This is a genomic window from Streptomyces sp. JLBJ103 (assembly GCF_058215575.1).
The window spans coordinates 7,673,017-7,687,563 of sequence record NZ_CM177089.1 but is presented as its reverse complement, the minus strand read 5'-3'; the positions used below and the strand labels follow the sequence as shown (position 1 = coordinate 7,687,563).

The 14,547-nt window shown below is 73.2% G+C and carries 12 protein-coding genes; 6 read left to right on the top strand and 6 right to left on the bottom strand.

Annotation, left to right across the window (positions count from 1 at the left end; translation table 11 throughout):
* The 4 genes from AC4BEG_RS33015 to AC4BEG_RS33000 form a co-directional block, all read right to left on the bottom strand.
* The gene (locus tag AC4BEG_RS33015; protein ID WP_490703331.1) at nt 1–1,590 is read right to left on the bottom strand and encodes an FAD-dependent oxidoreductase; all 1,590 of its coding nucleotides are present in this window, start codon (nt 1,588–1,590) and stop codon (nt 1–3) included.
* Complete coding sequence (locus AC4BEG_RS33010; RefSeq protein ID WP_490703330.1) at nt 1,587–2,324, bottom strand: class I SAM-dependent methyltransferase; 738 nt, start codon at nt 2,322–2,324, stop codon at nt 1,587–1,589. Before AC4BEG_RS33010 ends, AC4BEG_RS33015 begins: the two co-directional genes overlap by 4 nt.
* A gap of 47 nt (nt 2,325–2,371) precedes the next feature.
* Nucleotides 2,372–3,574: a lycopene cyclase family protein gene (locus AC4BEG_RS33005; RefSeq protein WP_490703329.1), complete on the bottom strand. Its 1,203-nt coding sequence runs from the start codon at nt 3,572–3,574 to the stop codon at nt 2,372–2,374.
* 181 nt (nt 3,575–3,755) lie between these two features.
* Nucleotides 3,756–4,112, bottom strand: a complete 357-nt coding sequence (locus tag AC4BEG_RS33000) for a hypothetical protein (protein ID WP_490703328.1) — start codon at nt 4,110–4,112, stop codon at nt 3,756–3,758.
* A gap of 173 nt (nt 4,113–4,285) precedes the next feature.
* Here AC4BEG_RS33000 and AC4BEG_RS32995 point away from each other — a divergent pair, with 173 nt between their 5' ends.
* Both AC4BEG_RS32995 and AC4BEG_RS32990 read left to right on the top strand, forming a co-directional pair.
* Complete coding sequence (locus AC4BEG_RS32995; RefSeq protein ID WP_490707287.1) at nt 4,286–4,753, top strand: hypothetical protein; 468 nt, start codon at nt 4,286–4,288, stop codon at nt 4,751–4,753.
* Between the two features lie 141 nt (nt 4,754–4,894).
* Nucleotides 4,895–5,518, top strand: coding sequence for a GOLPH3/VPS74 family protein (locus AC4BEG_RS32990; RefSeq protein WP_490703327.1), 624 nt, complete (start codon nt 4,895–4,897; stop codon nt 5,516–5,518).
* A gap of 16 nt (nt 5,519–5,534) precedes the next feature.
* On the opposite strand, the gene AC4BEG_RS32985 is transcribed toward AC4BEG_RS32990, so the two are convergent.
* Nucleotides 5,535–7,196 carry an ABC-F family ATP-binding cassette domain-containing protein gene (locus AC4BEG_RS32985; RefSeq protein ID WP_490703326.1) on the bottom strand — a complete coding sequence of 554 codons (1,662 nt, stop codon included), beginning with the start codon at nt 7,194–7,196 and terminating at the stop codon, nt 5,535–5,537.
* A 290-nt stretch (nt 7,197–7,486) separates the two neighbouring features.
* Complete coding sequence (locus tag AC4BEG_RS32980) at nt 7,487–9,616, bottom strand: SpoIIE family protein phosphatase (RefSeq protein WP_490703325.1); 2,130 nt, start codon at nt 9,614–9,616, stop codon at nt 7,487–7,489.
* Between the two features lie 451 nt (nt 9,617–10,067).
* Here AC4BEG_RS32980 and AC4BEG_RS32975 point away from each other — a divergent pair, with 451 nt between their 5' ends.
* From AC4BEG_RS32975 to AC4BEG_RS32960, 4 genes are read left to right on the top strand one after another with little or no spacing between them, the layout of a single operon-like run.
* Nucleotides 10,068–10,307 carry a DUF5133 domain-containing protein gene (locus AC4BEG_RS32975; RefSeq protein WP_490707286.1) on the top strand — a complete coding sequence of 80 codons (240 nt, stop codon included), beginning with the start codon at nt 10,068–10,070 and terminating at the stop codon, nt 10,305–10,307.
* A gap of 42 nt (nt 10,308–10,349) precedes the next feature.
* The gene (locus AC4BEG_RS32970; RefSeq protein ID WP_490703324.1) at nt 10,350–13,091 is read left to right on the top strand and encodes a xanthine dehydrogenase family protein molybdopterin-binding subunit; all 2,742 of its coding nucleotides are present in this window, start codon (nt 10,350–10,352) and stop codon (nt 13,089–13,091) included.
* The gene (locus AC4BEG_RS32965; RefSeq protein WP_490703323.1) at nt 13,088–13,990 is read left to right on the top strand and encodes an FAD binding domain-containing protein; all 903 of its coding nucleotides are present in this window, start codon (nt 13,088–13,090) and stop codon (nt 13,988–13,990) included. The genes AC4BEG_RS32970 and AC4BEG_RS32965 overlap by 4 nt, the downstream gene beginning before the upstream one ends.
* Complete coding sequence (locus AC4BEG_RS32960; RefSeq protein WP_490703322.1) at nt 13,987–14,475, top strand: (2Fe-2S)-binding protein; 489 nt, start codon at nt 13,987–13,989, stop codon at nt 14,473–14,475. Before AC4BEG_RS32965 ends, AC4BEG_RS32960 begins: the two co-directional genes overlap by 4 nt.
* Nucleotides 14,476–14,547 lie beyond the last annotated feature (72 nt).

The following is a 14,547-nucleotide window of genomic DNA, read 5'->3' as shown; positions in this document are numbered from 1 at the left end:
TCAGACGGACTGCCGCCCGTCGGACGCCGCCAGCCCGGCCAGCGCGCGCAGGGCGGCCGAACGGCCCTTCCGCGGCACCGTCCACAGGGTCTGGCCCCGCACACCCCAGCGTTCCAGCAGGGCGTTCGCGGCAAGGAAACCAGTGGTCGCCGCGCGTTCCATGAGCGCCACCGGCAGGGTGGTACGCACCAGGTCGCCCGCGAGCACCACGGCCGGATCGGGGGTGCGCACCGCCGGACGCGCACCGAACTCACCGACCGGGAACAGCGGGCAGTCCGCCCGCCACTCATGGCGGTGGCCGACGATCCGCGCGTCCCGTGTCTCCGGATAGACACGGTGCAACTGCGCCAGCAGCCCTGCCTGTTCGGCCTCGTGGTCGGCGCCCGCAGCGACCGCGTAGGCGTGCAGTTCGACCACCGAGCCGCCGGTGCGGGCGGCCCAGCGGGTGGCCTCGCCCTCCCACCGCTCCAGCACACTGACGTTGTCCAGCGGTCCGTAGCCGCTTGTACCGAGGAATGCGGGACGGTCCGTGCGCACCGGCCGGTCCAGCCACAGCCGGGACACCAGGAACGGCGGCGCGGTGCGCAGCCGGTCGATCCCGGCCCGCCACCGGCCGGTGCCCAGGCGCGGCGAGTCCGCCACCACCCGGCGCAGCCCGTCGGTGTCCAGCGCCAGTACGGCCGCGTCGTGGTGGCGGGTGACACCGCCCGCCGTGAACCGCACCCCGCCGTCGGGGCGAGGCTCCAGGCTCTCCACCGGGCTCGCCGTCCGCAGTCGCACACCGTGGCCCGTCAGATAGCGGCCCAGCGGCTCCCACAGGGCCCGCGGGAACGGCTCCCGGGGCACATCGAAGAGCAGGCCCTCGGCGGAGCCGAGGAAGTAGATGTGGAACATCAACGCCAGCTCAGCGGCGGAGAGTTCACGCGGGTCGGCGAAGAAGCTGCGTGAGAACACCTCGAAGGCGAGATGCCGCGCGGCCTCGGGGAAGCGGATCCGGTTGAGGAAGTCCTGTGCGCTGATGCCGTCCAGCCGCTCGTACACCTCCGGCACCCGGACGTCCAGCAGCGGCAGCGCCGCGGCCGGACGCATCCTCAGCAGGTCCCGCAGCCCGAAGCTGGGGCTGAGCGCCACAAAGCCCAGGGCGCTGAACGGCGGGGTGCGGGGCACCCGGGCGAAGCTGTCGTACAGCCCGCGGCTGTGCCGCAGCGGGTAGTCCGGCAGCCCGGTGAGCATGCGCAGCCCGGGGTCGGTGCGCCGCAGCAGACCGCGGAGGTTGTAGTACTGCCGGAAGAAGGCGTGGAAGCCACGGCTCATGGTGACCTGTGAACCGTCCTCCAGCCGCACCGGCCAGCCCGCGAGCCGCCCGCCGAGTTGTGCCTCCCGCTCGTACAGCGTGACGTGTACGCCCCGTTCGGCCAGGCAGGTGGCCGCCGCGAGTCCGGCGATCCCGCCACCGGCAACCGCCACGCTCGGCGCGGGCCCGGTGATACGAGGCCGTCCGGCCGGTGGCGGCAGCACCCGGGCGCGGCGGTCGCGGCCCCGCCGGGGTACGGCGGCGTCCACCGCTCCGGGCCGCCCGGCGGCCGTCACCGGATGACCCGCCGGTCCGGTGCGGCGGTGGCCGCGCTGCCCAGGACGGTGTGCACCACACCGGTCTGCCAGCCGGGCATGGGCAACACCCTCACCTGGGTGAAGCCCGCCCGCCGCATCCGATCGCGGAAGGTGTCCGCGGTGTCGAACTCCTCGACGCTGCGGCGGAGACGGCGGTAGCGGGCCCGGTCCCCGGCGAGTGTCCCGGCGGGCTGGACGATGGCACTGCACACCGCCGTCCACACCGCCCGGTGCAGGCGGTTGCCACTGAGGAGGTAGTCGTGCACCGCCAGCCGCCCGTGGGGCACGAGCACCCCGCGGACGGTGGTGAGCAGCGCGTCCGGATCGGTCACCTTACGAAAGAGATAGGCGGCGAAGACCGCGTCGAACGACCCCGCGCCCCAGGTGGCGGACAGGCGTTCCGCCGGTGCGTGTACAAAACGCACCCGGGGCGGCCAGCGCTTGGCGGTGGCCCGCTCCAGCATGCCCCACGACGCGTCCAGGGCCACGATCTCCGCCTCTGGCGCCACTCTGAGCAGTGCGGCGGTGGACGCACCGGTGCCGCAGCCGAGGTCGAGCAGCCGCAGCCCGGCCCCGTGTGCGGGCAGCCCCAGGCGCCGGGCGGAGCGGCGCAGATGGGCGTGGTAGCCGGGGTTGAGTGCCACCAGCCGGTCGTAGCCGGTCGCGGCGTGGTCGAAGGCGGCGGCCAGCTCCGCGTCGCGCAGTAGGGTCATCCGCGGATCCCTTCGCCGGGTGTTCTGACGCGATGCCTGAGGTGATGTCATACCGCCTCCGCAGGGGCCGGGCTGCGCCGTCGGAGCCAGGGCAGCTCGGCGACGGTGCGCAGCATGGCGGGTACGGGGGTGCGCAGTCCGATGGCGATGTCCTCGGCCACCCGGGTGCGTCCGTCGAGGAAGCGCAGCAGCCGCTCCATCGGCACCTGGCGGAACAGGCCGGTGAAGAACGCCGCGCCGTCCACCCGCCCGGCCGCCAGCGCCCGCAGGAGCACCGCGTCCATCGCCCGCGCACGCACCGGATGCGGCCGGGGCGGCACCGGGGGCCGCCCGCACCGCCATGCCTCCGCGACCGCCCGGCTCTGCCGTTGCACGGCGGCGAAGGTGTAGCCGGTGGACGGGCGGGTGGCGCCACCGGCCGTGCCGATGCAGCACACCGCGGCACCGGTCCGCCGGGGGAAGCGGGCGTCGGTCATCGGGATCACACCCTGCTCGACGGCCGTCACCTCCCAGCGCTCCAGGCCGAGCACCTGGCGTGCGTAGTGGGTGAGCGCCCGGTTGTATCCGGTGTCGTCGAGCACCGCCGGGGAGAACTCGGTGTACTCCACGAGCGCTTCGCGGGAGCTGAACGGCAGGACGTAGCCGAAGGACAGTCCGCGCGACGGCTGTGGGGTGCGGAAGTCCATGAGGTCCGCCACGGCCGGGTCGAAGTGTGGCCGCGGGGTGCGGACGAACCAGCCGCGGAAGTGCTGGAGGAGGGTGGTGCGGGCCGGTGGCAGCGGCCGTGGCGGCCGGGAGTCGAACGCCCAGCGGGCCCGCAGCACGACGGGCTCGCCCGTGGGATCCGCTCCCCGTACCTCGGCACCGCCCGGCGCATCGCCCACGGTGTGCACGGTGGCCGCCACCCGCCGGAATCCGGAACACCGCTCGGTGCACCGGGCCACGAACGCCTCGAAGTCACCGGATCGGAGCATCTTGTACCGCAGGCCGACCGGCAGTCCCACCACCGGCTCCCCGCCGGGGCCGCGTACCCGCAACCGGTCCCAGGAAGCGGTGAGCACCTCGTCGAACTCACCGCCCGGCGGCTCCCAGTAGCACCAGGTGCGCTCCGGCGGGCGCAGCGGACCGGGCGGGGCGTCGACCAGGGTGACACGAGGCGGCCGCGCGTTCGGTGGTCCCGTGCACAGCCGGTAGGCGAGCGAGAGCCCGGCCGCGCCCGCGCCCACGATGACGATGTCCTCGTCCCGCACGGCGGTGCCTCCTTCCGCGCCCAGGGGCCTGGACCGCGGCGTTCCGGGGCGTTCGCCCCGCATCACCGCGGGTCCACTGTTCCCTATGCGCGGCCGGTACGGAGGTACGGCGGTGGACGTGTCGCCGGGTCCACCGCAGGCACCGCCCCATCAGCGGGTCACCGTCCCGCCTCACGAGGCGTCAGAGCAGGCCGACGATGCGTGGTGGCGCGAAGAGATGGCGCGCCCGGTGCTCGAGGACCAGCAGCTCCGGAAGGTGCCGTCGCACATCGGACATGCACCGCTCGCACGCCTCGTCGGCGTCGGGAAGGAACTCCTCGTGCTCGACGGCGATATGCCGGGCCAGCCGGATCTGCGTCGTCACCACACTGTCACTGGGATCGCAGTCCACCCCCGGCCCGAATTCCTCCAGCGCCGCCTCCACGACCTCGGGAGCCAGCTTCATCGCCTTGTACAGCTCGATGCACTCCCCGCAGCCCCACATCCAGGAAGGAGGGAGGGGCCATTCGTCATCGGGGTGCTCGTTCCCGGCATCCATGGGCCTCACAGTAGCGACAGTCGGGAGGCACCGAGGGCATAACGGCCACATCCGTCTGTTCCACCGGTAATCAGCCGATGGCGCCCCGGCGGATCCGGTCCCCGGTCACCGGCCTCGGCGTCCGAACTCCCCCGCGCCGCACCCATGTCTGCGAGGATGGCGGAGTGGCAGGCATGGACAACACCGGCCGTCCGTCCGACGGTTTCGAGGCGGCCACCGGCGACGGAGGGATCCCGGCCGACAGCGGCCGGGAAGCCGCGGTCCGGGTCGCGTTCGAGGGACTGTTGCAGATCCGCCGGCTGATGAACACCGGGGCCACCGACCCCGAAGCGGTGCCCGCCGCCTGGGAGGGACACCAGCCGGTGCGCGCCGTGTCGCTCGCCCTCGAGGCCGCCGGTGTCCGGCCGTCGGCGGTGGACACGGAGGGACACCGCGTCGCGACCGGGTACCGCGTGAGCGCGGCCGACCGGTCCGGAGTGGTGCGGGTCGAGTGGCTGGGCCCACCGGGGAGCGGGGCCGGGCACGCCGCCCAGGAGGCCCTGCGCGAGTGCGCCGCGGTCCTGGGGCGGCTGGGCTGGGAGGCCCTGGAGTACCGGGGGCCGCGTGGCCGCCGGTTTCTCGAGGTCGAAGCCCTGCCCTGACCCATCCCGGCCCCGGGCCACGGGCCCGTGGTTTGCATGGCCACGGCCACCGTCGCACGCTGGACACATGGCCGAGCATCCACCCTTCGCTGTCCTTCCGGCCTCCCCGCACGGTAGGCGGCCGGCACTGGGGAGCCGTCCATGACCACACCTCGAGACCTGCTGATCATCGCCATGGACACGGCGGCCACGCACTCCGTCGACCGCGGCGATCTGTCGCTCGCGCTGGCCGGCGCCGAGGCCATCGATCTCCTGGACGCCGAGGTCATCGAGCTGGACGGCGAGCGCATCGTGCCGGGCCCGCCACTGCCCCTGGCCGACCGGTTGCTGGACCAGGCCGCGTCGTCCGTCACCCGTGAGCCGCCGTACGAACCGGTCGGCGACTGGCTCTGGCGCCGGGGCCGCGGGCTGCCCGGGGCCTATCTGGACACCCTGGAGGCGGAGGGGGACGCCGTCCGGGAACGCCACCGCCGATGGCTGCTGTTCCACACCAGTGAGCTGGTGCTCGTCGACTCCTCCGCGCGCCGCCGCGCGGCGTACCGGCTGCGCTCGGACGAGCCCGTCCTCGCGACGCTCGCCGCGGCGGTCGGGATCAGCGCCCCGGGCGCACCGGAGTCGCCCACGGTGACCCGGGTGGACGACGTGGCGACGGCCACCGTGCTCACCGCCGTGGACGACGCGCTGGGCGAGCTGGCGGTCGAACGGCAGCGCCGGGCGCAGCGACGCGACGACGCCACCGCCGACAACGTGCGGCGCGGCTACTGACACCGCCGGACAGGTCCTATGTCCGGTCCGGCGCCGCGAGCAGCTCGCCCACCTCCTCCGCGGTGGTGTCCTGGAGCTCCTCCCCGAGGAGCAGCCAGCGGGTGATGCCCACAGACTCCAGGAAGGGCAGGTCGTGGGAGGCGATGAGCAGGGCGCCCCGGTAGGCGTCGAGTGCGCTGGTCAGCCGACGCACCGTGGCCATGTCGAGATTGTTGGTGGGCTCGTCCAGCATCAGCAGCTGCGGGGCCGGGGTGGCGAGCATGGTGGCCGCGAGGGCGGCACGGAAGCGTTCCCCGCCGGACAGGGTGCCCGCGGGCTGTTCGGCCCGCGCCCCTTTGAACAGGAACCGCGCCAGCTGGGCCCGGATGTGCTGGTCCGTCGCCCCGGGCGCCGCCTCGGCCACATTGGCCGCCACGCTCAGCTCCTCGTCCAGGACATCGAGGCGCTGCGGCAGGAAGCGCACCGGCACCCACGTCCTGGCCTCGCCGGACAGCGGGGCGAGCTCCCCGGTGAGGGTGCGCAGCAGGGTGGTCTTGCCCGCTCCGTTGCGTCCGACCAGGGCGATGCGTTCGGGGCCGTGCACCTGGAGGGTGGCCTCGCGCAGCCGGCCGAAGCGGGGGCGCATATCGCGCAGGCTCAGCACGGTGCGTCCGGCGGGTACGGCGGTGTGCGGCAGGGAGACCCGGATCTCGGCGTCGTCGCGAATCGCGTCCGCGGCCTCCTCACGGCGCTCGTACGCCTCGCCCAGCCGGTCCTCCTGGAGTCCGCGGAGTTTGGCGCCCGACTCCTGCGCCGACCGCTTGCGTTCACCGGCCACGATCCTCGAGGCCCTGCGCTGGGCGTCCATCTTCTTGTTGTGGCGCTGACGGCGGGCCAGTTTGATCTGGGTCTCCTCCAGTTCGCGCTTCTGGCGCCGTACATCGGCCTCGGCGGCGCGCAGGGTGCGGGCGGCCGCCTCCTGCTGGGTGGCCAGCGCCTCCTGGTAGGCGGACCAGCCGCCGCCGTACCAGCTCACCGCGCCGGACCGCAGTTCGGCGACGCGGTCCACCCGCTCCAGCAGTTCGCGGTCGTGGCTGACCACCACCAGCACACCGGAGCGCCAGGAGCCGACGGCCTCGTGGAGGCGGCGGCGCGCGAACAGGTCGAGGTTGTTGGTCGGTTCGTCGAGCAGCAGCACATCGGGGCGCTCCAGCAGCAGCGCCGCCAGGCGCAGCAGTACGGTCTCCCCGCCGGACATCTCGCCGACGGCGCGGTCGAGTCCGAGGCCGTCGAGCCCGAGGGAGCTCAGTGTCGCGAGGGCGCGTTCCTCGACGTCCCAGTCGTCGCCGACGGTGTCGAAGTGTTCCTCGTCCACCTCCCCGGCCTCGATGGCGCGCAGCGCGGCGCGCCGCCGGTCGATGCCGAGGGCCTGGTCGACGCGGAGTGCGGTGTCGAGGGTGAGGTTCTGCGGGAGGTAGGCGAGGGTGCCGCCGACGGTCACCGACCCCTGCGCGGGCCGCAGCCGCCCCGCGAGCAGCCGTAGCAGGGTGGACTTGCCGGTGCCGTTGTGGCCGACGAGTCCGGTGCGGCCGCGGCCGATGGTGAGGGAGAGATCGTCGAAGACGGGGGTGCCGTCCGGCCAGTGGAAGCTCAGTCCGGAGCAGGTCACGGAGGTGCCGGGCACGGTGGAATGGGCCATGAATGGTTCTCGCAAGTCTCGGCGCAAGGGATGGGGGCTTCGTATGCGAGCACCACGCGGCTGCCGAGCCGTGGGAAGGTTGCTGCTCCGCGGAGGTGCTGCTCCGCGGAGGGCGGGGACGGCTCATGCATCGAGGTCGGATCCACGCGTAGGTCACGGGCCGGAAGAACCGGCCGCGGGGTGACGGGCGTACGGCCGATGCCGTACCGCGCGGTGATCGCGGACCTCAGATGCGCAACGTCCACCTCTATCGGAGACAACAGGACCCGGCCACTGTACCGCAGCCGGACTCACGGTGAGGTGCGGTGTGCGGTCCGGAAGCGCGGCCAGCGCCGCGCCGCGGGGCGTGCGCGGCGGGGCGCCCGGTGCAGCCGGGCCAGGACCAGCACGGTGTCGTCGGCCGGATCCCCGGGCACCAGGTGGTTCAGGATGCGGTCGGCGGCGGCTTCCAACGCCTCGGGCGCGAGGTGCAGTTCGGAGCGGAGCGCGTCGATGCCCTTCTCGACGTCGTGGGTGCGGCCCTCGATCAGCCCGTCGGTGTACAGGACGAGGACGGAGTCCTCGGGCAGCTCGGCGTCGGCCGTACGGAAGCGGCAGCCACCGATGCCCAGCGGTACGCCCAGCACCTCGTCCAGCGGCTCGACCCGGCCGTCCGGGCAGAGCACCAGCGGCGGGGGGTGTCCGGCGCTGGCGATGCGGAGGTGTCCGGTGGTGGGGTCGTAGACCGCGTACAGACAGGTGGCCAGTTCGATGCCGGAGTCACGGGCGAACTGGTCGAGTTCGTCCAGGAGTTCGTCCGGTTCCGGGTCGTGCCGGGCGAGCGCGCTGGCGGTGATGCGCAGCCGCCCCATGGCGGTGGCGGCAGGGATGCCGTGGCCCATGACATCGCCCACCACGAGGGCGATGCGATGGGCGGGCAGACCGATCACGTCGTACCAGTCGCCGCCCACCTCGGTGATACGCCCGCCGGGCAGATAGCGGTGGGCGAGCTGCATATACGGGCTGCCGGCCAGGGAGTTGGGCAGCAGCGCGCGCTGGAGTCTGAGGGCGATGTCCCGCTCCTGGTTGTACAGCCGGGCGTTGTCCAGACACAGCGCGGCCCGGGAGGCCAGTTCCCCGCCGAGACCGCGGTCCTGCTCGGTGAAGACCGGCCGGGCCGCGGACCGCCCGAACACCGCGATGCCCTGGACGGTCTTGCGGGCGATGAGGGGCGCGAACAGCAGACTGGTCAGGCCGCTGGCGCTCAGCAACCGGGCGCGCTCCTCGACGAGCACGGTGTGGGTCAGGAAGTCCTCGTCCACCCGGGCCAGCGTGGCCCGTCCGGTCCGCAGCACCTCATGGATGATGGAGCCGGGCGGATACGTCACCACCTCCTTCCCGCCGACGAGTTCGGTGGCGGGCGGCGGCAGGATGGTCTCGGCGGCGATCCGGCGGGTGACCAGGGGCCGGTCCGGGTCGAAGGTCAGCCCCTCCTCCGGGGACCGCATCACCTCCACCACGGCGCCGTCGCAGAAGTCCGGGACGGTGACGTCGACCACCTCCTGCGCGGTGATCGTGGTGTCCAGGGTGGTGCCGATCCGGGCGGTCGCCCGGTCGAGCAGGGCCAGTCGCTGACGGGCGGCGGACGCCTCGACGAGAGCCTGCTCCCGGTCCGTCACATCGACCATCACCCCGCCGACGCCGAAGAAGCGGATACCACCGGGGCGCGAGAGGGGGAACAGGCTCACCGACCACACCTGGTCGGTATCGGGGTGCCCCTTGGTACGCACCCCGACCAGCGTGCCCACGATGGGCCGCCCCACCTCGGCCACGGCGCTCAGCATGGCCGCGTACTCACCGTTGTCCGACGCGATGACCACCTCGTCGACATGGCGTCCGAGGTGGGCTTCGACGGAAAGTCCGTCCATGTCGGCGAGGGTCTGGTTGACATGGGCGTAGCGCAGGTCCTCGTCGAACATGACCAGGCCGATCGGGCAGCTCTGGAAGAGCACGTCGAGGAAGGCCAGATTGGTCTTCACCCGGTCCAGTTCATCGCCCCGGCTGCCGAGGACCAGCACCACCACCCGGCCACCGACCCCGACCACCGGGAAGACCCGGAACGCCGCGTCGAGCGAGCTGCCGTCCCGGTGGCGGGCCCGCGCCCGGCCGCGCCAGTACCCCTCGACGCGGCCCCGCTCCACCAGCCGGGACCACGCTCCCGCGGATCCGTCGTCCGGGCCGACGAAGAGCATCTCGCCGGGCTGGGACAGCGCCTCCCGGGAGCGGTAGCCGAAGAGGTCCTGCGCACCGGGCCCCCAGTAGCAGATCCGGTCGGTCTCGTCGACGGCGAACACGGCGACCGCCACGCGCTCCAGCAGCGTCCCCGGCTCTGACCAGAGCGGCCCTGGCCCCGCCTCGTCGCTCCGCCGGTCTGCTGGCACCGGTCATCCCTCCGCGCTCACGAAACGCAGTGACCTGGTCGCCCTCGAAGAGGGGTCCTCCCGATCCAGTCTGCACTTTTCGGCCACGCGCCGAAAGGGATCACGGAAGGTGCCCGGACGCCTACGCGCTGGCGCCAATAGCTGGGCCGATGGACCTCGTACACGCCCTCGTGTCCGGCGGGCAAGGAGACGGCGTCGTCTGCCGGGCCCCGGCTGGTGCACCGGCCCTGGCTACGGCCGCCGCTCCTCCGCCGCGCGGCCGTGCCGAGCGCCGCCAGGAACAGGCGCTCGCGGCGGCCGATGTGCTGAGCGCCCTGGAACGCGGACGTGTTCAGCGGGCCCCGGCCGGAAGCGGGGTGGTCAGGACGCGGTGGCGGACGGCTCCGCATGACATCTCGGCACCGGGGTACGCGGACCGTTGCCCGACATGGTCGACAGGAAGGACCGCAACGTGCTGATGGCCCACCCCGTCGTGCTTCACCGGCTCATCGAGAGTTACGAAACCCTCCGGGTGCTGCACGCCGAACACGGCGGCGCCGAAGTGCGTCAGCGGATGGACGACCTCGCGTACACCCTGTGTGTCTCCACCGGCACCCGGGACGTGGACACCGCACTGATCGCGGCCCGCCACCAATTGCCCGGGGCCCGGGCGGAGGACGACTCCGCCGTCGACTCCGCGGTCGTCATCTAGGTCCTGTCCTGTCGATCTTCGTGGATCAGCCCGCGGCGTCTGATGAGGGGGCACCTCCCAGCGGTAGCTGGGGGAGGATCGCAGGAGGGTCGTCCGCGTACTGGGCGTACTCGGAAGATCCCGACAACGGCGAGGCGCGGTGCCAGGCGTCGCGGGCCCGCGAAGATCGGCAGGACAGGGCCTACGCGGATCGCGGGCGTCCGCGGGGCTCAGATCGCGTTGGCGGGGCCACGGGCCGTGACACCCGCGAACCGCTTGGCACACTATTCTTCGCCGCACCCGCCACGCCACCGGGAGTGTCATAGCCTGGGATTCCAGAGGTGCAGGCGGTACGGGATGGAGGTGAAGCCTCCCTTGCGGAACACCGGGCACGGCGTGGGCGCCGGTTGCCCGCGGATCGAGGATGCCCGCTATCTCACTGGTCACGGGCGGTTTCTCGCCGATGTACGGCTTCCCGGGACACGGGATGTGGCGGTGGTACGCAGCCCCGTGCCGCACGGCAGACTACGGTCGGTACGTGCCCCGGACGGGGTGTCCGCCACGGACGTGTGGACCGCAGCCGATCTGGCTCCACTGGCGCGGCAGCTCGTGGCCACCTCCGAGCTGCCCGGATACCGGGCCGCGGCGCTGCCGAACCTCGCCGTGGACACCGTGCGCTACGTCGGTGAGCCGATCGCGCTGGCCATCGGCGACAACCGGGCCGAGGCGGAGGATCTCGCCGGGCGGATCGCCGTGGACATCGAGGAGCTGCCCGCGGTCGTCGGCCACCGCGCCGCGCTGGCCGACGGTGCGCCACGGGTGCACCGGGAGTGGCCGGACAACATCTACGCGACCACCTCCGGCAGCGTCGGGGACGTGGACGCCGCGGCGCGGCGGGCGGCGGTCTCGGTCACCCGGGAGTACACCGTGGGCCGGCAGTCGCCGCTGCCGCTGGAGACCCGCGGTGTGATCGCGCACTACGACCGCGCGGACGATCAGTTGGTGGTGTGGACGTCCACCCAGACCCCGCACCTGATCCATGACACGATCGCCGAGCTGCTCGGAATGCCGGGCAACCGGGTGCGGGTCATCGCGCCGGACGTCGGCGGCGGGTTCGGGGCGAAGTGCACGGTGTACCCCGAGGAGATCGCGCTCGCGGCCGTCGCGACCCGGCTGGACCATCCGGTGCGCTGGATCGAGGACCGGGCGGAGGCGATGGTGGCCACCACCCAGGGCCGTGACCACCACTACCGGCTCACCGGACACGCGGCGGCCGACGGCGAACTGCTGGCGCTCGAGGCCGACATCGTGGTCGACGCGGGTGCGTACTCGGTGCACCCCTGGACGGCCACCATGGACGCCTCGATGGCCTCGGCGATGCTTCCCGGGCCCTACCGGGTGCGCAACTACCGCTACACGGCGCGCAGTGTGGCCAGCAACACCACACCCCTGGGGCCCTGCCGCGGGGTGGCCCGGCCGGCCGCCTGCTTCGGCATCGAGCGCCTGATCGACGATCTGGCCCATGAACTGGGGATCGAGCCGTACGCGATGCGGATGCGCGCGATGGTCGGCCCGGAGTCCATGCCGTACACCTCCGTCGCCCACAAGGTGTACGACAGCGGCGACTACCCCGAGGCGGTGCGGCGGGTGAGCGAACTCATCGGCCACCGCGGGGTGCGCGCACGGCAGCGGGCCATGGATCCGCACGCACGCACCCGGATCGGTGTGGGATACGGCTCGTTCACCGAGCAGACGGCGCACGGCTGTCTCGAATGGGCTTCCCGCGGTCTCGCGGTCACCTTCGGTGTCGAGGGCGCCCGGCTGGTCATGGACGCCACGGGCAGTCTGACGCTGAGCGTCGGTGTCCAGAGCCAGGGTCAGGGGCATGAGACCACACTCGCGCAGGTGGTGGCCGAGGTGTTCGACATCGCCCCGGACCGGGTCGCGGTGCGCCACGGCGACACCGCGTACACACCGCGCGGGGACGGCACCTTCGCTTCGCGCACGATGGTGATGGCGGGCGGGGCCGCGTACGGGGCCGCCAACCTGCTGGCGGAGCGGGTCCGTAGCATCGCGGCGGTGCTGCTCGACGAGCCGCCCGGGCAGCTGCGACTGGCGCACGGCTCGGTGGTCGGACACCACGGGGAGCGCACCCTCCCGGACGTGGCACGGGAGTTCTGTCTGACACCCGACCATGTCCCGGGCGTCGAAGGCGGTCTGGACGTCACCTACTACTACCGTCCCGAGGTGCAGACGGGTGCGTTCGCCTACGGTACGCACGCGGCCGTGGTCCAAGTCGACCTGGACACCGGTGAGGTGGAGCTGCTCGACTACGCGGTCGTCGAGGACTGCGGCACGGTGGTCAATCCGCTGATCGTCGACGGTCAGATCATCGGCGGCACCGTGCAGGGGATCGGCACCGCGCTGATGGAGGAGATCCCCCATGACACCAGCGGCAGGCCGACCGTCACCGCACTCGGCGGCTATCCGTTGCCCAGAGCGATCGACGTCCCCGAGATCAGGGTCGGACACCTTCGCACCCCGTCGCCGCACACCGTCCTCGGGATGAAGGGCGTGGGAGAGAGCGGCGCCATCCCTCCCCCCGCCGCGATCGGCAACGCGATCACCGACGCGCTGCGGGAGTTCGGCGCGTGGATCGACCGGACGCCCATGACGGCCGCCCGGGTGTGGGCCGCGCTCGACCGCGCGTCGGCGCCCGGTCCCCCGCACGCGCCCGTGGACACCGGGGCCGGTGGCCGGGCGGGGGCGGCCGGGACCGGTGGTGGCCGGGCGGGGGCGCCGTGAAACCCGCGGAGCTCACGTATCACCGGCCGGGCGGAGTGTCCGCGGCGGTGGCGCTGCTGGCCGGTCTGGGCGACGGCGCCCAGGTACTGGGGGGCGGGCAGAGCCTGGTGCCGGAGCTGAACGCCCGCCGGACCACCCCGGAGCACCTGGTGGACATCACCGGCATCAACACCCTGCGGGGCGCCCGGAGGGTGGCCGGGGGTGTGCGCTACGGAGCGACCACCACCCATCAGATGGTCGAGGACGGACTGGTCCCCGACGCGGGAGGGGGTCTGCTCACACGGGCCGCCGCGGGTATCGGTCACCGAGCCGTCCGTACCCGCGGCACGCTGGGCGGGAGCCTGGCCCACGCGGATCCGGCGGCGGAGTGGCCCACGGTGTTCGCCGCCCTGGACGCGACCGTGGAGGTGTGCGGGGCACGCGGTGTCCGCTCGCTTCCCGCCCGTGAGCTGCCGCGGGGCGCGTTCCGCAGCGCTCTGGCGGCCGATGAGATCGTCGTCGCCGTCGAGGTGCGCGGACTGCCGCCAGGGCGCTGGTGGGGATTGCACAAAACGGCCGGTGCCGGAGGTTCCTTCGCCGCGTCGCTCGCGGTGGTCCTGTTCGACACCGACGCGCGGGGCGGACTGTGCGAGGTGGCGCTGTGGCTCGGTGCGGCACACGACACACCGGTACGGCTGCCCGCCACCGAGCTGCTGCTCACCGGCCGACGGCCCGCGGCGGGGCTGGACGTGGCGGCGGTGCTGCCCGGTGTCGCCCAGGATCTCGGCACCGTCGACGGGGCGTTGGACAACACCGCCCGCCACACGCTGCGCATCCACGCGGCCACGGTGTGCCGGGCGCTGCACCGCGCCGAACGGGTGGGCCGGGCCACGGGCACGGAGGGGGTCGGGGCGCCATGAACCAGGTATCACTGCGGCTGAGGGTGAACGGTACGGAGCACACCGTGACCGTTCCCGCGCGGACCAGTCTCGCCGATCTGCTGCGTGACCGCCTCGGGCTGACCGGCACCCACCTCGGCTGTGAGGAGGGGGTGTGCGGGGCGTGCACCGTCCTGGTCGACGAGCTGCCCGTACGCGGCTGTCTGGCCCTGGCGGCGACCTGCGACGGTGCGGAGGTGGTCACGGTCGAGGGCCTGGCCGGAGCCGACGCCGACCGGCTGCGGGCGGCGTTCTCCCGCGAAGGAGCCCTCCAGTGCGGTTTCTGCACACCGGGCATGCTGATCACCGCGTACGACCTGGTGCGCCGCCACGCTGCGGGCTCGCCGGAGGACATCCGCGCCGCGCTCTCCGGCAATCTGTGCCGCTGCACCGGGTACCAGGCCATCGTGCGCGCCGTCGCCTCGGCCGCCCGGGAGACCGGGGCTCACGAGGCCCGGGGCCCATGAAGTGCCCGGGGCCGGTGGGGAGACCGGGGCCGGTGGGGAGACCGGGGCCGCACCAGGAGCGGCGAGAGGGCC

What these genes read in the sequence shown, in the direction of transcription:
- AC4BEG_RS33010 (WP_490703330.1), bottom strand. Translation starts at nt 2,324, where the DNA reads ATGACCCTACTGCGCGACGCGGAGCTGGCCGCCGCCTTCGACCACGCC.
- AC4BEG_RS33000 (WP_490703328.1), bottom strand. Translation starts at nt 4,112, where the DNA reads ATGGATGCCGGGAACGAGCACCCCGATGACGAATGGCCCCTCCCTCCT.
- AC4BEG_RS32995 (WP_490707287.1), top strand. Translation starts at nt 4,286, where the DNA reads ATGGACAACACCGGCCGTCCGTCCGACGGTTTCGAGGCGGCCACCGGC.
- AC4BEG_RS32990 (WP_490703327.1), top strand. Translation starts at nt 4,895, where the DNA reads ATGACCACACCTCGAGACCTGCTGATCATCGCCATGGACACGGCGGCC.
- AC4BEG_RS32985 (WP_490703326.1), bottom strand. Translation starts at nt 7,196, where the DNA reads ATGGCCCATTCCACCGTGCCCGGCACCTCCGTGACCTGCTCCGGACTG.
- AC4BEG_RS32970 (WP_490703324.1), top strand. Translation starts at nt 10,350, where the DNA reads ATGAGGGGGCACCTCCCAGCGGTAGCTGGGGGAGGATCGCAGGAGGGT.
- AC4BEG_RS32960 (WP_490703322.1), top strand. Translation starts at nt 13,987, where the DNA reads ATGAACCAGGTATCACTGCGGCTGAGGGTGAACGGTACGGAGCACACC.